Origin of the sequence: Marinibaculum pumilum, assembly GCF_042646425.1 — a bacterium.
Classification (GTDB): Bacteria; Pseudomonadota; Alphaproteobacteria; order Ferrovibrionales; family Ferrovibrionaceae; genus Marinibaculum; species Marinibaculum pumilum.
Genome location: NZ_JBHRTR010000005.1, coordinates 42587 through 63090 on the forward strand (window position 1 = coordinate 42587; position 20504 = coordinate 63090).

The following is a 20504-nucleotide window of genomic DNA, read 5'->3' on the forward strand; positions in this document are numbered from 1 at the left end:
GCCCGGTGCGCAGCGGGGCACCGCGCGCGCCGGGCTGACGGCGGCCCATGCGCGCCGGCCCCCCATGCGCGTCGACCTTTTTGACTTCGACCTGCCGCCGGAGCTGATCGCCACCCGGCCGGTGCGCCCGCGCGACACGGCCAGGCTGCTGACCTGCCTGGCGGAGGACGGCGCGGGCTTCGGCCATCGCCATGTCGGCGACCTGCCCGGCCTGCTGCGGCCGGGCGACCTGCTGGTCTTCAACGATACCAGGGTGATCGCCGCCCGCCTGGCGGCGCTGCGTCCGCGCGGCGATGCGGTGGCGCAGGTCGAGGTCACCCTGTTGCGACCGGCACCGGAACCGGCAGGAAACGACGGCTGCTGGGAGGGCCTCGCCCGGCCGGCGAAGCGGCTGCGTCCCGGCGACCGGCTGGAGGTGCGGGGCCCGGAGCCGCTGGCGGCCGAGGTCCTGGAGGTGGCGCCCGGAGGCCTGGTCCGGCTCGCCTTCGATCGGGCCGGTGCGGATCTGGACCGTGCCATTGCCGCCGACGGGACGATGCCGCTGCCGCCCTATATCGCCGGGCGGCGGCCGGCCGATGCGCAGGACCGGGAGGATTACCAGACCGTCTATGCGCGGGCCGCAGGGGCGGTGGCGGCGCCGACGGCCGGGCTGCACTTCACCGATCGCCTGATCGCGGCGCTGTCGGCGGCCGGGATCGGCCATGCCTTCGTTACCCTGCATGTCGGCGCCGGCACCTTCCAGCCGGTGCGTGTGGACGATACCGACGACCATCGCATGCATGCGGAATGGGGTGAGGTGACGCCGGAGGTCGCCGCCCGGATCGCCGCGGTGCGGGCCGCCGGCGGCCGCATCGTCGCGGTCGGCACGACGGCACTGCGCCTCCTTGAATCCGCCGCCGCCGGCGGTGCGGTGGCGCCGTTCGCGGGGGAGACCGACATCTTCATCACCCCGGGCTACCGCTTCCGCGCGGTCGACCTGCTGCTGACCAACTTCCACCTGCCGCGGTCGACCCTGATGATGCTGGTGGCCGCCTTCATCGGCCTGGACCGGATGCAGGCGCTCTATCGGGTGGCTGTGGCGGAGCGCTACCGTTTCTATTCCTACGGCGATGCCTCGCTGCTGCAGCGGCGGGATCCCGATTGACAGAGGCCCGCATGACAGAAGACGGCATGTCAGAAGTCCGGGGGGGACCGGTGCTGCCGGACAGGGGCCTCAGCTTCGCGCTGCTGGCGCGCGACGGGCAGGCCCGCCGCGGCCGGCTGGCCACCGCCCATGGCATCGTCGAGACGCCGGCCTTCATGCCGGTTGGCACCGCGGCGACGGTGAAGGCGATGACGCCGGAGGCGGTGGCGCAGACCGGCGCGCAGATCGTCCTGGGCAACACTTACCACCTGATGCTGCGGCCCGGCGCGGACCGGATCCGCCGGCTGGGCGGCTTGCGGAAGTTCATGAACTGGCAGGGGCCGGTGCTGACCGATTCCGGCGGCTTTCAGGTGATGTCCCTGGCGGACCTGCGGAAGGTGACGGAGGAAGGGGTCACCTTCCGCTCCCACCTGGACGGGGCGAAGCATCTGCTGAGCCCGGAATCCGCGGTCGGCATCCAGCACGACCTGGATTCCACCATCACCATGCAGCTGGACGAATGCGTCGCCTATCCGGCGCCCGAAGCGGAGGCGGAGCGGGCGATGGAGCTGTCCTTGCGCTGGGCGGCGCGCTGCAAGGCGGCGTTCCGGCCGCGCGCCGGCTATGGCCTGTTCGGCATCGTGCAGGGCGGCGTGAACCCGACCCTGCGCCACCGCAGTGCCGCCGGCCTGGTGGAGATCGGCTTCGACGGCTATGCGCTGGGCGGCCTGGCGGTGGGCGAGGGGCTGGAGCTGCGCAACCTGGTCCTGGACGCCACCGTCCCCCATCTGCCGGAAGACAGGCCGCGCTACCTGATGGGGGTGGGCAAGCCGGTCGACCTGGTGGAATCGGTGGCCCGCGGCGTCGACATGTTCGACTGCGTGCTGCCGACCCGGTCGGGACGTACCAGCCAGGCCTTCACTCGCGCCGGGCCGATGAACCTGCGCAATGCCCGCTTTGCCGACGATGCGGAGCCGCTCGATCCGGACTGCGCCTGCCCGGCCTGCCGCAATTACGGCCGCGCCTATCTGCACCACCTGGTGAAGGCGAAGGAGATCCTGGGCTCGATGCTGCTGACCTGGCACAACCTGACCTACTACCAGGACCTGATGCGGGACATGCGCCAGGCGATCCAGGCCGGCCGTTTCGCTTCCTTTCGCCGCGCTTTCCTGGACAGCCCGGCCGCCGGCAGGGAGACAGAGGCTGCCGGCAGTTCCGGGGACGGCCCGGAGAATTGATTCCGGGGCCGAAGCTTTCTATGGTCCGCGCACTTCCGGCGGCCCTGCGACTTCTCTTCGGCCGCCGCGATCCAGAGCCTGTAGCTCAGCTGGTAGAGCAACTGACTTTTAATCAGTAGGTCCAGGGTTCGAATCCCTGCGGGCTCACCAAATTCCCAGGAATATCAATAGTTTGCCTCGGCCCCGCCGGTCGCCCGTCCGGCAGCGCCCGGGCGCGGCTGCGCTCCTGGCGCCACAGGGCCGGGCGAAAGGGCCGGGCCGGGGCCCTGTCCGCTTGAACCTTTGCGGCTGCGCCGCCTATCGTGCCCCGGCGGCAGGAGCATCACATGGCAGCGATCTTTACCCTCATCGGCCTTATCGGCGTACTGGCGGGCGCCGCGGCGACCGCGGCGGGCCTGTACGAGACCTTCGGCGAGACGCAGAAGGCGGTCGATGCCTGGGTGTCGGGCGCGCAGGTGTTCTTCTCCGGCGCCATGCTGATGGCGCTGGGCAGCGTTGCAGCCCGGGTGCGCGGCACCACCAAGGCGGTGGAGGATCTGACCAAGGCGGTGCGCACCCTGCGCGGCGAAATCGGCGCTGCGGCACCGGCGCCGGGGCCGGTCGCCGAACCGGAGCGCCGGAAGGGACGGGCAGAGGCAGCCGCCGACTCTCCCGTGTCGCGGCCGGTGGCCGAGCGCGACGACGATCTTGACGGCCGGGAGCCGGTGCTGGAGCGCCGCGCCACGCGGGGCGATGGTGATGGGCGGGAGGGCGCGCAGGCCGCCCGGCGCACCCGCCTGGGCCCGGCATTGGGCGAGGAACGGGGCAGCGAGCCGTCGGTCGCCCGACGCGGCGCACGGCTGCGCCGTTCCTTCGACGAGGACTGAGCCCGGCGGCGCGTACCTCTCCGGCCAGCGGGGGCGCGGGATGCCGGAGGATGGCGGGCGCCATGGCCCCCGCATTCGCTACAAGGCGCGCCCTTAACCTGGCCGAAAGGCCTATGCGGCCCTAATGCAGGTGCGGCCATGCCGCCTTCCGGGCGTTCCCGCCCCCGCCGACCCTGCCCCATGCGGCATCCAACGGGACGATATGGGACAAAGACAAAGCGAGCCGGTCGCCGGGCATCCGGCAGTCACCGGCCATAGGCGAAAGACGGCCGCCATGCGGCGGACGATAGACACATGCCGGTAGCAGACCTGACCATGATGGAGGCGCGGCGCGAGCTGGCCTGGCTGCGCGCGATCAATGCCATCCACACGGCGGCGGGGGACGCGGAGCTGCGCGCGCGCCTGACCGGCGCCGTGATGGCGCTGACCGCCGCGCGCCAGCTGGAGATCGAGGACGAGCACGCCGTGCGCGCGGCGGAACCGTCGATGCGGCCGCGACAGGGGCAGGATATCGTCGTTCCGCTGGTCGACCCGCAGGGGCGCCGCCACGGTCGCCTGATCGCCCGCAGCGCGCCGGGGGCCGGGTTCGACCGGGATGCCGCCGCCGTGCTGGGCGAACTGGCGCTGGCCGCGGCCTGCACCCTGTCGCGCCTGCACCCGCAGGCCGCCACCCGCGGCGAACCGCCGCTGGACACCCTCAACGACCTGGCCCAGCGCCTGGCGCAGGTCGGCGGCTGGTCGGTGGACGTGGCCCGGCGGCGCGCCTACTGGACCGACCAGAAGGCCGCGATCCATGGCCTGCCGGAGGGCACCTGGCTCGACCTGGACGATGCCGTCGGCATGTTCGCGCCGGAATATCGCGAGATGGTCGCGGAAAGCTATCGCCGCTGTGCCACTGCCGGGACCCCCTACGACCTCGAGGCGGAGCTGCTGACCCCGCAGGGCGAGCGGCGCTGGGTGCGCACCATCGGCATCGCGGAACGCGACGCGGGCGGACAGATCGTCCGGGTGAACGGGGCGTTCCAGGACATCAGCCGGATCCGGGAGGCGGAGGACCGCTTCCGCTTCGTCGCCAAGGCGACGACGGACACCGTCTGGGACTGGAACCTCGTGACCAACAGGTTCTGGTGGGGCGAAGGCGGCGAAACCCTGTTCGGCGAGAGCTCCGGCGACGGCTGGTCGGATACCGATGCATGGACCCAGCGCATCCACCCGGAGGACCGCGTCCGCGTTCTGGAGAGCCTGCAATACGTCCTCAACGCGCGGCGCGACAGCTGGCGCGCCGAATACCGCATCCGCCGGCCGGACGGCAGCTATGCGCAGATCGCCGACCGCGGCTACGTGTTCTTCGGTGCTGACGGCAAGCCGGTGCGGATGGTCGGCGGCATGAGCGACGTGACCGAGACCCGGCAGCTGGAGGCGCGGGTCAACCAGGCCCAGAGGCTGGAGGCGATCGGCCAGCTGACCGGCGGCGTGGCGCATGACTTCAACAACCTGCTGACCGTGATCCTGGGCAATGCCGAGGCGCTCATCGAAGGCGCGCCGGGCGAGGGGGAACGCCGCCGCCGGCTGGCGGAGATGGTGCGCGAGGCCGCCGAGCGCGGCGCGGACCTTACCCGGCGCCTGCTGGCGGTGGCCCGCCGGCAGGCGCTGCAGCCCGCAGCGATCGACCTTGGCGCGCTGGTCCAGGGGATGGAAGGCCTGTTGCGGCAGGCCGCGGGCGACAGCATCGTACTGGGCGTGGAGGTGGCGGCCGATTGCTGGGACGCCATGGCCGATGCCCCGCAGCTGGAAGCGGCGATCCTGAACCTGGTGCTGAATGCCCGCGACGCGATGCCCGAGGGCGGGCTGCTGTCGATCACGGCACGCAATGTCGAACTGGGGGTGGAGGACGGCATCGCGGAGGATGGCCTGGCGCCGGGCGGCTACGTGATGGTCGAGGTCCGCGACGACGGTACCGGCATGACCGAGGAGGTCGCCGCCAAGGCCTTCGAGCCGTTCTTTACCACCAAGGATATGGCGCGCGGCAGCGGCCTCGGCCTCAGCACGGTTTACGGTTTCGCGCGGCAGTCGGGCGGCACGGCCCGGCTCTGCTCCGTGGCAGGGAAGGGGACCGCCGTTCGCCTGTATCTGCCGCCCGCGGATGTCCGCGCCGGGGAGGAAGGGCGCGGGACCGGCGAGCCGCTGCAGGGCGGCACCGAGAAGATCCTGCTGGTCGAGGACGACGAGATGGTCCGCGACCATGTGAGCGCCCAGCTCGTCAGGCTGGGCTACCGGGTCATCGCGGCCGCCGACGGGCCGGAGGGCCTGCGGATGCTGCAGGCGGAGCCGGACCTGGATCTGCTGTTCACCGACATCCGGATGCCGGGGGGCATGGACGGCACGCAGCTGGCGGAGCAGGCGCGGCGGCTGCGCCCCGGGCTGAAGGTGCTGTTCACCTCCGGCTACGTTGACGATGCGGTGCTGCAGGACGAAATAGGAATGTTGTCGAAGCCCTATCGGCGGAGCGAGCTTGCCAGGGCCCTCCGCGATGCCCTGGACGGGGGCGGGCATGACCTCTAGGAGCCGCAGATGGCCTGCATATTGCTGATCGACGATGACAGCCTGGTGCGGGAATCGCTGGCGATGCACCTCCAGGATGCCGGCCACGAGGTCGAAGCCGCCGCCGACGGCCGTGCCGGGGTGGAGGCCTTCCGGGCCGGCCGGTTCGAACTGGTGATCACCGACCTGTTCATGCCGGAGGTGGAGGGGATCGAGACCATCCGCCTGCTGCGCCAGGACGATTCCCAGGTGCCGATCATCGCCATCACCGGCGGGCCCAGCATGCCGGCCGGCACCTCGGACCGGAGCACCCCGGACTATCTGCGGATGGCGCGTGCCCTGGGCGCCACCGACATCATCCAGAAGCCGTTCTCCCTGTCCGAACTGCTGGGCCTTGTCGAGACCTGCCTTTCCGGTCAGGCCCCCTCGCGGGGGGATGTCGGCTAGAGCGTTCCCATCTTTGGTGGAAACCTTGTCGTTCTCGGGTTTGACCCGAGAACCCATTCCGCAAACCGATCAGCAGCCGGGAAGCCTGCGGAATGGATCCCCGATCAAGTCGGGGATGACGATTAGGTATGTGGCGCCGCTTCCATCTATTCCGGGAACCCTCTAGGCCCCTGACATCGGCGTGAGGGCTGCGCCGCGGCTGCCGGCAGACAGACAGTCCCCGGCGATCGCACGCCTCGCCCGGGCGGCCGTCGCGCAGGCGGGGCGGGCCGCCGGCAGGGGAGCGGGGCGGCCGAACAGATAGCCCTGGAACAGGTCGGCGCCGACCTCCCGCAGCAGGTCGAAGCCGGCGCGATCCTCGATCCCCTCGGCGATCACCTTGATCCCCTCCTCATGTGCCAGCCGGACGATCTCGCCGACCAGGCGCCGGCAGAAGCCGTCGTCCCGGCAGCGGCGCGCCATCTCCTTGTCGATCTTCACGAAATCGGGGCGAAGGTGGACCAGGGCCTCGAGAGTGGCATAGCCGGCGCCGAAATCGTCCAGCGCGACGCCGAAGCCATGCGCCCGGTAGCGGTCGAATATCCGCTTCAGATGCTCCATGTCGTCGATGCGATAGCTCTCGACCACCTCGAAGACCACCGCCTCCGGGTCGAGGTCGAGCCGGGTCATCGCCGCCACCGTCGAGCGCAGGCACTGCTCCGGATCGTAGATGGTGGAGGGGACGAAGTTCACGAAAAGATGGCCCGGCAGGCCCGCGCGGTCCGCCGCACCGGCGGCGGTGAGCCTGGCCAGGCGGTCGAAGCGCGCCAGCAGCTGCGGCGTGGCGGCGGCTTCCAGCATGGCCTGCGGTGCGATCACCCCGCCGTCATGGGACAGGCCCCGCGCCAGGGCTTCGTGACCGAAGGGCAGGCGGTCGCGGTCGACGATCGGCTGGAACCAGGTGGTCAGCCGCTCCTGGTCCAGCAGCTCGCTGAGCCAGTGGCCCCGGATCTCGCCGCAGAACCGGTCGGCCTGCATCACCCTCTCATGGCCGTCCGCATCCGGTGTCGCCCGCTCTCCCGTCAGCACCCGGGTTTCCTGCAGTTCCAGCGGGGTCAGCAGCTCCTGCAAGCGGTCCGCCACCTGTGTCCAGCCGGCGGCGGGCCGGGACAGCCGCAGGCCGCGGCCGCCGGGCAGCGGATCGGCGGCCAGCCGGCCACTGGAGATCGCCTGCCGCAGCTTGCCGAGCACATGACCCGGCCCTGGCCAGACGAACAGGTAGGGAAGGTCGCTGGAAGCGGGGCGTGCGCAGTAGGAACAGGCCATGACAGGGCTTTCGGGCTGATCGGTCGATAACCGGTATTCGCAGGGCCGGACCGGCCGGATCACCGGAACGTCACGATCTCCGCTGCCGCGGGCGGCATCATGTCCCGAACCGTCACTTCGGGCTGCAGCGCCCCCGCAGCAGGTCCCATTCCTCGCACCGGCTGCCATCGGCGAACACGCAGATGCCGATTTCGCCTTTGTCGGTCTTCTCGATCTCCAGTCGGCCGCCCTCGTCGATGCAGTTCTTCGATGCCGGATTGGCCAGGGACGTCAGTGGCCGGGTGCCTTCCGGCTGCGGTCCGGGCTGCGTCTCCTCCTTGGGCTGGGCCAGCGCCGTGCCGCCCGCGACAAGGAGGGCAGCGATACAGAAGCCGGACCAGGGGCGGTGCGACGCAGGCAACATGACAACCTCGATCTATGCGGAACAGGTACGCGGACGACCGGCAGCCTAGTCGAAGACGCTGCAGGCCGATATCCCGCGGGGGCGCAGCGGTGCTATGTTCGCCGCGCCGCTATCGCCGCCAAGGCCTTCGCCCAGTCACCGAGGTCGGTCCCGGAAAGCCCCATGCAAGACGATGCCAAGCCACCGCCGGGCGGCCATGCCGGACATGATCACGCCGGGCACGATCACGCCGGGCACGGGCATGGCGGGCATGGGCATGGCGGGCATGGGCACAGCCATGCCGCCAAGGTGACCCGGGACAGCGAGCGCCGGATCCTGTGGGTGATGCTGCTCACCCTGGTCTTCATGCTGGTGGAGGTGGTGGGCGGCGTCATATCCGGTTCCCTGGCGCTGATTGCCGACGCGGCGCACATGCTGACCGACCTGCTGGCCCTGTTCATGGCCTGGTTCGCGTTCCGCCTGTCCCGCCGCCCGCCGGACCCGCTGCGCAGCTACGGCTATCACCGTTTCCAGGTGGTCGCCTCCTATACCAACGGCCTGTTCCTGCTGCTGATCACCGCCTGGATCGTCTACGAGGCGGCGGACCGCCTGCTGTCGCCGGACCCGGTGGACGGCTGGGTGATGCTGGTGGTCGCGGTGGCCGGCATGCTGGCCAATGCCGGCGGCATGCTGATCCTGGCGATGGGGGACCGCGACAACCTGAACATGAAGGCCGCGCTGCTGCACGTGGTCAGCGACCTGCTCGGCTCCCTCGGCGCGGTGGTGGCCGCCGGCATCATCATCGCGACCGGCTGGGTGCCGGTCGATCCGATCCTGTCGGTGGTGTTCGCCGTGCTGATCCTGCGCAGCGCCTGGATCGTCACCCGCCGTTCCGTCCATGTGCTGCTGGAAGGCACGCCCGACGATCGCAGCGGGCCGGACCGGATCGCCGCGATCCTCCGGGAGAAGGTCGCCGGGGTGCTGGACGTGCATCACATCCATTTCTGGTCGCTGACGGCGGAGCGGCCGTTGCTGACCCTGCACGTCACCGTGGCCGAGGGTGCCGCCGCGGCGGAGATCCTGGCCAATGTGAAGAAGGTGCTGCGGCACGACCTGGGCATCGACCACACCACGGTGCAGGTCGATATCGGCACCTGCCCGGACGAGATGCATGACCCGCACCGACAGGAGACCGGATGAACGACCCGAAGCCCGCACCCATGGCCCGCCCGGAAGAAGCCGGGGAGGGCAATCCCTGGACGGTGCTGGGCCGCACGGAGATCTATCGCGACCCCTGGCTGGCCGTGCACCAGCACGAGGTCCTCAATCCCGTCGGCCGGCCGCACCGCTACACCACGGTCCACCTGGTGAAGTTCGGCATCGGCGTTCTGCCGCTCGATTCCGAAGGCTGCACCCGCCTGGTCGGGCAGTACCGCTTCCCGTTGCGTGCCTATAGCTGGGAGATCCCGGAGGGCGGCGGCGACCGCAGCCTGGCGCCGCAGGAGGGCGCCGCGCGCGAGCTGAAGGAGGAGACCGGGCTGACCGCGTCCAGCTGGCTGCAGGTGCTGGATGTCGACATGTCGAACGGCCTGTCGGACGAGCGGGCCTTCGGCTATCTGGCCTGGGACCTGAGCGAAGGCGAGGCGGAGCCGGAGGAGGCGGAGGTCCTGGCGCAGCGGCGCCTGCCGCTGGCGGATCTCTACGCCATGATCGACAGGGGGGAGGTGCGGGATGCGCTGACCATCCTTGTCGCCCTGCGGGCGCGCTGCCTGGCGGCGGACGGGGCCCTGCCGCCGGAGGTCGCGCGCCACTTCGATTTCTGACCGCCGTTCCGGACCCGGGGCGCTTTCCGGACCCGGGGCGCTTTCCGGGCCGTTGCGCGCAGGAGTGTGACGGCCGACACAGGCGCCGCGGCCGGCCGTGCCTATGTATGTGGTGTCGGGATGTCCCCACCACCCGACGACTGCGAAGACGGGGCGGCCGGTATACCGCAGCCTCCCACCGGCCGCCCCGCACTTTTCCCGTCCTGCAGCTTTCCAGCCCCGCTTCCCCGGGACCGTGCAACCGGTGGCGAAGGCTGGCATAGTCCCGCGCCGGCGCCACAGGCGGGAGACGAGATTCGTGCAGGACCATGCTTAGACCGACATCCAGAGCCAGATCCGCGACGCTGCGTGCTGCGGCCCCGGTGATGCTGCTGTCCGTGCTCCTGTTGGCCGGCTGCGGCACCAGCGTACCGCCGGAGGAACAGGCGCGCCGCATGGCCGGCGCCTGCCAGACCCGCTTCTGCACCTGCCAGCAGGAGGATGTCGGCATCCTGACCAGGATCAAGAAGGCACCGGTACAGTGGCGCCTGAACGGCGATGCCTATTGCCAGGAGGGCTATACGCTCAAGTTCGACGAGCCGCCGAAATCCTCGCTGTCGCCCTGGTAGCGGTAGTCGAACGAAGGGAGGAACGGGACATGTCGGCACAGGATACCCAGGAAAAGCAGGCGGCTGCGGTCGATGCGGGCGCCTACGACTTCCTCAAGCTGGAGCGGGTCATCTGGGGCCAGCCGGCTGCGGAGGCGGTGCTGGCGGAAGCCGAGCTGCGCTCCGCCGGGCGCGTCTTCATCGTCGCCAGCCACAGCCTGAACACGAAGACCCCGGTGGTGCAGCGGATCGCCGATGCGCTGGGAAGCCGCCATGCCGGCACCTTCGACGGCTGTCGCGAGCATGCGCCGCGCGATACCGTAGTGGCAGCGATTCTCGCCGCCCGCGCGGCACGGCCCGACCTGATCGTCAGTGTCGGCGGCGGCACCGTGATCGACACGGTCAAGATCGTCCTGATCGGCCTGGCGCACGACGTGACGACCGAGGAGGAACTGTCGGCCTACAGGATGACGGCAGGGGCGAAGATCGCACCGCCGCCTTGCCGCCAGATCGCCGTGCCCACCACCCTGTCCGCGGCCGAGTTCAGCAATCTGGGCGGCAGCGTGGACCCGAAGCGGGGGGTGAAGGATCCCTTCACCGGGCCGGAGGTCGGCCCCGCCGCCGTGATCCTGGACCCGGCGGCCTGCATCTACACCCCTGAACTGTTGTGGACCTCCACCGGCATCCGGGCGGTCGACCATGCGGTGGAGGGGCTCTGTTCGATCCGGCCGGCGCCGCTGGCCGACGGCTGCACCCAGCATGCCCTGCGCCTGTTCAAGGAGGGGCTGCCGGCATCCCGCGACAATCCCGACGACCTTGAGGGCCGGCTGCTCTGCCAGCAGGCGGCCTGGCTGGCGGCGACCGGCATCCTGCGCACCCCCTACGGCGCCAGCCACGGCATCGGCCATGCGCTGGGCGGGGTGACCGGCATGGCGCATGGCATCACCTCCTGCGTGATGCTGCCGGCGGTGATGCGCTGGAACCTGCCGGCGACCGGCCCGCAGCAGGCGCTGATCGCCGCGGCGATGGGCGAACCGGAGGTGCCGGCGCATGAACAGGTCGCCGCGCTTGTGCGGCGCCTGGGCCTGCCGGGCCGGCTCAGCGAGGCCGGGGTCAGCCGCGACCAGCTGCCCCGCATCGTCGAGGTGGCGCTGGACAATATGTGGGTGAAGACCAACCCGCGGCCGATCCGGCAGCCTTCCGACGTGGAAGAGATCCTGGAACTGGCCTGGTAGCCGCTGCGGCCGCTCAGATGCAGCGGCCGCCGTCGACCTCCAGGCAGACGCCGGTGATGAAGGAGGCCTCGTCGGAGGCGAGGTAGACGGTCGCCATGCCCAGGTCCTCCGGCGTGGAGAAGCGGCCGAGCGGGATGCCGGCCAGGAACTTCTGCCGGATCTCCTCCGTTTCCTCGCCGCCCATGAACTCCTTCAGCATCGGCGTGCGGCCGGCGACGGGGCAGAGGGCGTTGACCCGGATCTTCTGCGGCGCCAGCTCCACCGCCATCGACTTCGTCATGGTGACCACGGCGCCCTTCGAGGCGTTGTACCATGTCAGGCCCGGCCGCGGCCGCAGCGCGGCGGTGGAGGCCATGTTGACGATGCTGCCGCCGCCGCGGCCGGCCAGCGCCGGCACGCCGTGGATGGCGGCCAGGTAGATGCTCTTCACGTTCACCGCGAAGATGCGGTCGAACTGGGCCTCGTCGACCTCCAGCATCGGCCCCATGCGCTGCGGCACCCCGGCATTGTTCACCAGGATGTCGAGCCCGCCGAAACGGTCCACCGTGGCGTCGATCATCGCCTTCACCTCGGCATCGGCCGACACGTCGGCGGCGATCCCGGCAGCCGCCGCCTGATGGGAGGCAGCGATCTCCGCCGCCTGCCGCGCGGCGCCGTCGCCATCCAGGTCGGCGATCATCACCTGCGCCCCCTCGCGGGCCAGGCAGGCGGCAATGCCCGCCCCGAAGCCGGACGCCGCGCCGGTCACCAACGCCACCTTGCCCGCCAGCCGCATCTGTCGCCCTCCCGTCCTGGTCCAATCGGCTGCGGACCATAGCGAGGCGGCCGGCCGGGCGCCAGTTGCCCGGCTGTGCCGCATCGTTAACAAATGCCGTTGCGACTCCGGCGCTCCTGCTGTCTAGATAGGCCGTCCAGAGAAGGGGGCCGCATGGCGGAGGAAAAGAGGCGCCGCAGGCGCGGGTTCCGGCGGAAAAAGCCGCAGCGCCGCGGCGTGCGTGCGTCGCTGCGCACCTATTTCCTGACCGGCCTGATCGTCGCCGCGCCGATCGCGATCACCGGCTATATCAGCTACTGGTTCGTCGTCTTCGTCGACGAGACGGTGGCCAAGCTGCTGCCCGTGCAGCTCAACCCCTCCACCCACATGCCCTTCACCCTGCCGGGGCTGGGCGTGGTGATCGCCCTGGTCGCGCTGACCCTGGTTGGCTTCCTGACCACCAACTATCTGGGCCGATCGATCCTGCGCCTGGGCGAGCATCTGCTGGACCAGATGCCGGTCGTGCGCAGCGTCTATTCCGCGCTGAAGCAGCTGTTCGAGGCAGTGTTCAGCCAGAGCGGGACTTCGTTCCGCAAGGTCTGCATCGTCGAATATCCGCGGGAGGGCGCCTGGGCGATCGCCTTCGTCACCACCGAGGATGCCGGCGAGATCGCGGAGCATCTGGAGGCGCAGATGGTCGGCCTGTTCGTGCCGACGACACCGAACCCGACCTCCGGCTACCTGATCTATGTCCGGCCGGAGGAGATCCATATCCTCGACATGTCGGTGGAGGACGCGATGAAGCTGGTGGTCTCCGGCGGCGTGGTGAAGGTCGGCACCGACGAGGCGGTTGAGGACGGCGAGGGGGATGCGGAAGAGACGGCGGAGGATGGCCACCCGGTGCCCGCCAACATGGCCGAAGCGCCATCCGGCACAACGGACGGCACGTCTCCCGACGAATTTCCCGGGGCCAGCCCCTCTCAGCCCGAGCGGAAGAGACGCGCGGCCGCGTCGCGCTCGAACAGGTAGAGCAGCACCTTCAGCGCCGCGCTGCGCGGCCCGGTCAGCTCGGGGTCGGTCGTCATGATCAGGCGCGCGTCGTCGCGGGCGGCGGCGAGCAGTTCGCCATGCACGGCCAGGTCCGCGAGCCGGGTCTGCGGCAGGCCGGCCTGGCGGGTGCCCAGGACCTCGCCCGCGCCGCGCAGCGCCAGGTCGCGCTCGGCAATGACGAAGCCGTCGTCGGTCTCGCACAGGGTTTCCAGCCGGGCCCGCGCGACATCGGATAGCGGCGGGGTGTAGAGCAGCAGACAGCGGCCCTGCGCGGTGCCGCGGCCGATCCGCCCGCGCAGCTGATGCAGCTGCGCCAAACCGAAGCGCTCCGCCTCCTCGACCACCATCAGGCTGGCGGCCGGCACGTCCACCCCGACCTCGACAACGGTCGTCGCGACCAGCAGCGCCGCGCCGTCCGGGTCGGCGAAGCGCGCCATGGCCGCGTCCTTCTCCGCCGGCTTCAGGCGGCCGTGCAGCAGCGCGACCCGGTCCGCGCCCAGCACGGCGGACAGCATGCGGGCGCGGCCTTCCGCGGCGGCCTGCTCCGCCGTCTCGTCCTCGTCGGCGACCAGCGGGCAGATCCAGTAGGCCTTCGCGCCTTCATCCAGCCGCCGCCGCAGGCGGTCGATCACATCGTCCAGCCGGTCGACCGGCGCCATCGAGGTGATGCCGGGCTGCCGGCCGGGCGGCTTGCCTTCCAGGCGGGAGACCTCCATGTCGCCGTACAGCGCCAGGGTCAGGGTGCGCGGGATCGGCGTGGCGGTCATCACCAGCAGGTGGGCGGGGCCGTCGCCGGCGCGCTCGCGCTCGCCCAGCAGGATGCGCTGGTGCACGCCGAAGCGGTGCTGTTCGTCGATCACCGCCAGGCCCAGGGAACGGAACCGCATGCGCGACTGGATCAGGGCATGGGTGCCGACGATCAGGTCGATCTCGCCGGCTTCCAGGGCCGCGCCCAGCGCCGCCTTGGCCTTGTCGCTGTCGCGCCCCGTCACCACCGCAAGCCGGATGCCGGCCGCGTCGGCCAGCGGCTGCAGCACGGCCGCATGCTGGCGGGCCAGGATCTCCGTCGGCGCCATGATCGCCGCCTGGTGGCCGGCCTCGACGGCGGTCAGGGCCGACAGGGCGGCGACCAGGGTCTTGCCGCTGCCGACATCGCCCTGCAGCAGGCGGTGCATCCGCTTGCCGCTGGCCAGGTCGGCGGCGATCTCCGCCAGGCAGGCGCTCTGCGCAGGCGTCGGGCTGAACGGCAGGGCGGCCAGCGCCTTCGCCACCAGCCTGCCGTCGCCCTGCAGCGGCGTGGCGGCGCGCCGCACCGTGCGCCCGCGCATCAGCGCCAGCGCCAGCTGCCCGGCCAGCAGCTCGTCATAGGCGAGCCGCGCCCGCGCCGGCGACAGCGGCGAGAGGTCGGCCTCCTCCGCCGGCCGGTGGGCCGCCTGCAGCGCCTGCAGCCAGGACGGCCAGTGCTGCCGTTCGTGGAACGCCCGGTCCTGCCATTCCGGCAGGTCGGGAGCCAGCGCCAGCGCGCCTGCGACGATCCGCCCCAGCACCTTGGGGCTCAAGCCTGCGGTCAGCGGATAGACCGGCTGCACCTTCTCCTGCGCGGGCCAGTCCTCGACCGTGACGATCAGGTCCGGATGGGTCATCTGCAGCCGGTCCTGGAAGGTCTCCAGCCGGCCGGAGACGATGCGCTCCTCGCCCTCCGGCAGGGTCCGGGCCAGCCAGTCGGGGCGGGCGTTGAAGAACACCAGGGCGATCTCCCCGGTCTCGTCATGCGCCATGATCCGATAGGGCTGCCGGGGGCTGCGCGGGCGCTGGTGCTGGCCGATCCGCAGGTGCAGGCTGGCGATCCGTCCCGGCACCGCGTCGGCCAGCCGCGGCTGGTAGCGCCGGTCGACCAGGCCGCTCGGCAGGTGCCACCACAGGTCGACGGCATGCGGCCCGGCCAGGCGGCCGATCTGCTCGGCCAGGCGCGGGCCGCAGCCCTTGATGGCCTTGATGTCGGTGAAGGCGGGGAAAAGGATCGGCGGACGCATGGCGCGGAAGGTAGCCAAGGCGGCGCCGCCGGTCATCATCTGTTCCGCAGGGCAGGGGATGGTTGGCAGGGAGCGGGGTGGGGGGCTATATCCCGGTCAGAAGCAGAGGGCCTTCGTGCATCCCCGCCGCGCCCCCGTTTCCGTCATCCTCGGGCTTGACCCGAGGATCGTGTCGCAGCCCCGCCGCTGCGTGGCGGCAAGGTCCCGTCGCGGCCCTCGGGTCAGGCCCGAGGGCGACGGCGGCCCGGGGATGACGAAAACGGGGGCGCGGCGATGCCTCCACAGGCGCAACACAGGAACGCCACGGCATGACCGACACCGACCGGGCCGCGAACGATGACACGGCGGAGCCGCTGGACGCGCGCCGCAAGCGGCTGATCTATCGCAGCCTCTATACCGGCATGAAGGAGACGGACCTGCTGCTGGGGCAGTTCGCCCGGGCCCATGTGCCGCATTTCACGGAGGCGGAGCTGGACCAGTACGAGCATCTGCTGGACGTCAACGAGGATCCGCGGGTCTATGCCTGGGCGATCGGACGAGAGCCGGTGCCGGCCGAGTTCGATACCCCGGTGATGAAGCTGCTGCAGAACTTCAGGCTGGCCTGACGGGCTTCTGCATCCCGCGCATACAGAGATCGAGCGAGAGCCGGTGAAGGATACCGAACTGAACCTGACCGAGCCGGGCCGCTACCGGCTCTGCGGCGCGCCGGAAGGCGTCGATGCGCGTGCCCTGGCGGCGCTGGCCCGCAACCGCGGCGGCGCCGTGCTGCATGTCGCCCGCGACGATGCGCGGATGGCGGCGCTGGGCGGTGCGCTCGGCTTCTTCGCCGCGGACCTGCCCGTGCTGCAGGTGCCGGCCTGGGACTGCCTGCCCTATGACCGGGTGTCCCCCAATGCCGATCTCAGCGCGCGGCGGATGGACAGCCTGGGCCGGCTTGCGGGCCGGGGGCAGGGCGACGGCCCGCTGGTCGTGCTGACCACCGTCAACGCCATGCTGCAGCGCCTGCCGTCGCGGGACTTCGTGGCCGGGGCGCGCTTCCCGCTGAAGGTGGGGGAGCGGCTGGACCGCGAGGCGCTGCAGACCTACCTGGTGCATGCCGGCTATCACCGGGTGGGACAGGTGATGGAGCCCGGCGAATTCGCCTTCCGCGGCGGGCTGATCGACCTCTACCCGCCGGGCATCCGGGCGGAGGATGGCGGCGGCGACCCGCTGCGCATCGACCTGTTCGGCGACGAGATCGAGGCACTGCGCAGCTTCGATGCGCTGAGCCAGCGCACCACCGGGCGGCTGAAAGCCTTCACCCTGCAGGCCGCCAGCGAGCTGAGCCTCGACGAGGGCTCGGTGCAGCGCTTCCGCCAGGGCTATCGCGCGCTGTTCGGGGCGGTGACCGATTCCGACCCGCTCTATGCCGCGGTATCGGAGGGGCGCAAGCATCCGGGCATGGAGCATTGGCTGCCGCTGTTCCACGAGCGGCTGGAGCCGCTGACCGCCTATCTGCCCGGTGCCGCGGTGACCCTGGACCATCTGGCGGAAGAGGCGCGCGACGAGCGGCTGGATGCCATCGCCGACTTTTATGCCGCCCGGAAGGAGGGCGCGGAGGAGGGCGCCGGCGAGCATGGCAGCCCCTACAAGCCGCTGCCGCCGGAACAACTCTATCTCTCCGCCGCCGACTGGGATGCAGGCCTGTCCGGCCGGGTGGTCGCCAGCTTCACCCCCTATCGCGAGCCCGACGCCACCGCCCGCACCGTCGACCTGGAAGGCGCGCAGGGCCGCGACTTCGCGCCGGAGCGCACCCAGGGCGCCAATGTCTACGAGGCGTTGCGCGACCATCTGAACGATCTGCGCAAGACCGGCAAGCGGCGCATGCTGATCGCCAGCTATTCGCCCGGCGCCCGCGACCGGCTGAAGACGGTGCTGGGCGATCATGGCATCGAGGGGCTGGTGGAGATCGACGACGCGGCGTCGATCCCGGCGCCCGGGAAAGGCATCGGCATCGCGGTGATGCCGCTGGAGCGCGGTTTCGCCGACAGCGACCTGGTCACGGTGACCGAGCAGGACCTGCTGGGCGACCGGCTGTCGCGGCCCAGGCGGCGGTCCCGCCGGGCGGAGAACTTCCTGGCGGAGGCGAGCCAGATCGCGCCCGGCGACCATGTCGTCCATGTCGACCATGGCATCGGCCGCTACGAGGGCCTGCGCACCCTGGAGATCGGCGGCGCGCCGCACGACTGCCTGCTGCTGGTCTATGACGGCGACGACAAGCTCTACCTGCCGGTGGAGAATATCGAGGTCCTCAGCCGCTATGCCTCCGAGGATGCGGCGGTGGCGCTCGACAAGCTCGGCGGCACCGGCTGGCAGGGCCGCAAGGCGCGGCTGAAGAAGCGCCTGAAGGACATGGCGGAGGAGCTGCTGAAGGTCGCCGCGCAGCGGGCATTGCGCAAGGCACCGGCGATGCTGGCGCCGCACGGCGCTTATGACGAGTTCGCCGCCCGCTTCCCCTTCCAGGAGACGGAGGACCAGGCCCGCGCGATCGAGGACACGATCGACGACCTGGGCTCCGGCACCCCGATGGACCGGCTGGTCTGCGGCGATGTCGGCTTCGGCAAGACCGAGGTCGCGCTGCGCGCCGCCTTCGTCGCCGCGGTGGAGGGCAAACAGGTCGCCCTGGTCTGCCCGACCACCCTGCTGGCGCGGCAGCATTTCCAGACCTTCCGCGAACGCTTCCGCGACCTGCCGGTACGGGTGGAACAGCTGTCCCGCCTGGTGCCGCCGAAGGAGGCGCGGGCGATCAGGAAGGACATGGTCGACGGCAAGGTCGACATCATCATCGGCACCCATGCGCTTCTGTCGAAGTCGATCCAGTTCGGCGATCTGGGCCTGCTGATCATCGACGAGGAGCAGCATTTCGGCGTGCGCCACAAGGAGCGGCTGAAGCAGTTGCGGTCGGACGTGCATGTCCTGACCCTGTCGGCGACGCCGATCCCGCGCACCCTGCAGCTCGCCATGTCGGGCCTGCGGGAGCTGTCCCTGATCGCCACCCCGCCGGTCGACCGGCTGGCGGTGCGCACCTTCGTCATGCCCTTCGACAGCCTGATCGTGCGCGAGGCGCTGCTGCGGGAACATTACCGCGGCGGCCAGTCCTTCTATGTCTGCCCGCGGGTGGCCGACCTGGCCGAGGCGCGCGACTACCTGACCACCCACGTGCCGGAGGTGAAGGCGGTGGCGGCGCATGGCCAGATGGCGCCGACCGAGCTGGAGGACGTGATGACCGCGTTCTACGAGGGGCAGTACGACGTGCTGCTCTCCACCAACATCGTGGAAAGCGGCCTGGACATCCCGCGCGCCAACACCCTGGTGGTGCACCGCGCCGACATGTTCGGCCTGGCGCAGCTCTACCAGCTGCGCGGCCGCATCGGGCGCTCGAAGATCCGCGGCTATGCCTATTTCACCCTGCCGGCGCGGCGCCAGCCGACCGCCAATGCGGAACGACGGCTGAAGGTGCTGCAGACCCTGGACACCCTGGGCGCGGGCTTCAGCCTGGCCAGCCACGACCTGGACATCCGCGGCGCCGGCAACCTGCTGGGCGAGGAACAGTCCGGCCATATCCGCGAGGTCGGCTTCGAGCTGTACCAGGAGATGCTGCAGGAGGCGATGGCGACCGCCCGCGGCGAGGGCGCGGCGGAGGAGGAGGGCCGCTGGTCGCCGCAGATCACCCTGGGCAATGCGGTGCTGATCCCGGAGGATTACGTCGCCGACCTGAACCTGCGGCTGCAGCTCTACCGCCGCATCGCCCGCCTGGCGGACGCGGCCGAGATCGAGGATTTCATGGCGGAGATGGTGGACCGCTTCGGCCCGATGCCGGAGGAGATGCGCCACCTCCTGGACATCGTCGCGATCAAGCAGGCCTGCTTCCGCGCCAATGTGGAAAAGATCGACGCCGGCCCGAAGGGCTGCACCATCGCCTTCCGCAACGACAGCTTCGCCAACCCCGCCGGCCTGATCCACTGGATCGGCCAGGAACCCGGCCAGGCCAAGCTGCGCCCCGACCACAAGCTGGTCATCCTGCGCGAATGGACCGGCACCGACGACAGGGTGAAAGGCGTGCAGCGCCTGGTCGCCCGCCTCGCCGACATCGCCGACGCCGCGGAAAGGGACCGCAAGATCCTGGCGGGGTAGGGGCTATTGCTTCTGTGATTTATTGGATTGCGGGCTTGGCGTGATTCTGCGAATTGGCGATGTTGGCCAATAGTGCAGCAGGCTTAGTTATATCGCGAATAATTTCAACAACTGTGATGGCGCAAAGTCGAAACAGCATATCTGCTTGCACAGAGTCAAGCTGATCTCTTGGATGCATCAGAGGGTTGCGTTCGAGTTCCCTAAGACGATCCAGCATCGCTGAAACTTTATTCGACGGTTTCTGTGTAGATTTTCCATCGTTAGCTAGTTTTTCTATTTCTCTTATATAGTCGTTCCAGCTCTTTAGAGACTTGATTGAACGCCCAAAATGTTGAATATACTTTTCCATTACTAGCTCAAGGCCTCTGAGTGAATGGAAACCGCAAGCTGTCGGCAATTCAAACGCAAGACAGCGACCAGCATTATCAAATTCCGAAACGACATTATCCGGAAGATGCGACAAGATTTGTCTTGGAATGATGTCAGAGCCTTTAGAAACCAATCTCGAGGTATTGTAGATTGATATCTCTTCCACTGAATAGACATCTATAATTCGGCATTCGGCGCTAAACACGCTTCGAAATTCATCGATTTTTGCAGATATGTTGGTATAGTGCCATGGTTCTAGCGTTTGTTTAAAATTGTCTGTTTTTAGTTGTGGTGGAGAATTATTGTCAAAAACAAATCGATGCAGCCAGTCTTCAATCATTGTTGCGAGTTCGTCGGCTACATGTTTGCATGTGGTAAATCCATTGTCATCCTGGATAAATTCTCGCAATAGAGTAGGCATATAGTAAATCGAAATCCATATATCTCCTACAGACATATTGTCATTCGAAGTGGCTCTTCGGGCGACATGAAGATTTTCGCCTAGGTTGAAGTATTTTATCAGGTCGACTTTTTTCATGTTTATCTCGGAGTTATCTATTTGAGATTAGTAACGCATT

General features: G+C 69.4%; 17 protein-coding genes and 1 tRNA gene. 13 read left to right on the forward strand and 5 right to left on the reverse strand.

Annotated elements, in window-relative coordinates; translation table 11 throughout:
• Positions 1-64 precede the first annotated feature (64 nt).
• The 6 genes from queA (at position 65) to ACFOGJ_RS01260 (ending at position 6215) form a co-directional block, all read left to right on the forward strand.
• Positions 65-1144 (forward strand): tRNA preQ1(34) S-adenosylmethionine ribosyltransferase-isomerase QueA, encoded by a 1080-nt coding sequence (queA, locus tag ACFOGJ_RS01235; protein WP_379897569.1) that lies wholly within the window; start codon positions 65-67, stop codon positions 1142-1144.
• 26 nt (positions 1145-1170) lie between these two features.
• Positions 1171-2361, forward strand: coding sequence for a tRNA guanosine(34) transglycosylase Tgt (gene tgt, locus ACFOGJ_RS01240; RefSeq protein ID WP_379897570.1), 1191 nt, complete (start codon positions 1171-1173; stop codon positions 2359-2361).
• A 74-nt stretch (positions 2362-2435) separates the two neighbouring features.
• Positions 2436-2511, forward strand: a tRNA-Lys gene (locus ACFOGJ_RS01245).
• 176 nt (positions 2512-2687) lie between these two features.
• Positions 2688-3227, forward strand: a complete 540-nt coding sequence (locus ACFOGJ_RS01250; RefSeq protein ID WP_379897571.1) for a hypothetical protein — start codon at positions 2688-2690, stop codon at positions 3225-3227.
• Between the two features lie 294 nt (positions 3228-3521).
• On the forward strand, positions 3522-5789 hold the full coding sequence (locus tag ACFOGJ_RS01255) for a hybrid sensor histidine kinase/response regulator (protein WP_379897572.1): 2268 nt from the start codon (positions 3522-3524) through the stop codon (positions 5787-5789).
• A 9-nt stretch (positions 5790-5798) separates the two neighbouring features.
• Positions 5799-6215, forward strand: a complete 417-nt coding sequence (locus ACFOGJ_RS01260) for a response regulator transcription factor (RefSeq protein WP_379897573.1) — start codon at positions 5799-5801, stop codon at positions 6213-6215.
• Between the two features lie 162 nt (positions 6216-6377).
• On the opposite strand, the gene ACFOGJ_RS01265 is transcribed toward ACFOGJ_RS01260, so the two are convergent.
• A complete protein-coding gene (locus ACFOGJ_RS01265) occupies positions 6378-7520 on the reverse strand; it encodes an EAL domain-containing protein (RefSeq protein WP_379897574.1) in 1143 nt (380 codons plus the stop codon).
• Between the two features lie 112 nt (positions 7521-7632).
• Positions 7633-7923, reverse strand: a complete 291-nt coding sequence (locus tag ACFOGJ_RS01270) for a putative hemolysin (RefSeq protein WP_379897575.1) — start codon at positions 7921-7923, stop codon at positions 7633-7635.
• Positions 7924-8085: 162 nt separating this feature from the next.
• On the opposite strand from ACFOGJ_RS01270, the gene ACFOGJ_RS01275 reads away from it, so the two are divergent.
• The 4 genes from ACFOGJ_RS01275 to ACFOGJ_RS01290 all read left to right on the forward strand — a co-directional run bounded on the left by ACFOGJ_RS01275 (position 8086) and on the right by ACFOGJ_RS01290 (position 11547).
• Positions 8086-9102, forward strand: coding sequence for a cation diffusion facilitator family transporter (locus tag ACFOGJ_RS01275; protein ID WP_379897576.1), 1017 nt, complete (start codon positions 8086-8088; stop codon positions 9100-9102).
• Positions 9099-9725, forward strand: a complete 627-nt coding sequence (locus ACFOGJ_RS01280) for an NUDIX domain-containing protein (protein WP_379897577.1) — start codon at positions 9099-9101, stop codon at positions 9723-9725. The genes ACFOGJ_RS01275 and ACFOGJ_RS01280 overlap by 4 nt, the downstream gene beginning before the upstream one ends.
• A 362-nt stretch (positions 9726-10087) precedes the next feature.
• Entirely contained in the window at positions 10088-10333 is a 246-nt protein-coding gene (locus ACFOGJ_RS01285; protein ID WP_379897578.1) for a hypothetical protein, read from the forward strand.
• Between the two features lie 29 nt (positions 10334-10362).
• On the forward strand, positions 10363-11547 hold the full coding sequence (locus tag ACFOGJ_RS01290) for an iron-containing alcohol dehydrogenase (protein WP_379897580.1): 1185 nt from the start codon (positions 10363-10365) through the stop codon (positions 11545-11547).
• A 13-nt stretch (positions 11548-11560) separates the two neighbouring features.
• Here ACFOGJ_RS01290 and ACFOGJ_RS01295 read toward each other — a convergent pair whose 3' ends face one another.
• Entirely contained in the window at positions 11561-12322 is a 762-nt protein-coding gene (locus ACFOGJ_RS01295; RefSeq protein ID WP_379897581.1) for a glucose 1-dehydrogenase, read from the reverse strand.
• A gap of 216 nt (positions 12323-12538) precedes the next feature.
• Here ACFOGJ_RS01295 and ACFOGJ_RS01300 point away from each other — a divergent pair, with 216 nt between their 5' ends.
• The gene (locus ACFOGJ_RS01300) at positions 12539-13330 is read left to right on the forward strand and encodes a DUF502 domain-containing protein (RefSeq protein WP_379897582.1); all 792 of its coding nucleotides are present in this window, start codon (positions 12539-12541) and stop codon (positions 13328-13330) included.
• On the opposite strand, the gene recG is transcribed toward ACFOGJ_RS01300, so the two are convergent.
• Complete coding sequence (recG, locus tag ACFOGJ_RS01305) at positions 13282-15384, reverse strand: ATP-dependent DNA helicase RecG (RefSeq protein WP_379897583.1); 2103 nt, start codon at positions 15382-15384, stop codon at positions 13282-13284. The two genes, ACFOGJ_RS01300 and recG, sit on opposite strands and share 49 nt — an antisense overlap.
• Before the next feature lie 308 nt (positions 15385-15692).
• Between recG and ACFOGJ_RS01310 the strand changes: the two genes are divergently transcribed.
• Both ACFOGJ_RS01310 and mfd read left to right on the forward strand, forming a co-directional pair.
• Positions 15693-15989 (forward strand): FAD assembly factor SdhE, encoded by a 297-nt coding sequence (locus tag ACFOGJ_RS01310; RefSeq protein WP_379897584.1) that lies wholly within the window; start codon positions 15693-15695, stop codon positions 15987-15989.
• Between the two features lie 43 nt (positions 15990-16032).
• The gene (gene mfd / locus ACFOGJ_RS01315; protein ID WP_379897585.1) at positions 16033-19557 is read left to right on the forward strand and encodes a transcription-repair coupling factor; all 3525 of its coding nucleotides are present in this window, start codon (positions 16033-16035) and stop codon (positions 19555-19557) included.
• A 19-nt stretch (positions 19558-19576) separates the two neighbouring features.
• Here mfd and ACFOGJ_RS01320 read toward each other — a convergent pair whose 3' ends face one another.
• A complete protein-coding gene (locus tag ACFOGJ_RS01320) occupies positions 19577-20464 on the reverse strand; it encodes a hypothetical protein (protein WP_379897586.1) in 888 nt (295 codons plus the stop codon).
• Positions 20465-20504 lie beyond the last annotated feature (40 nt).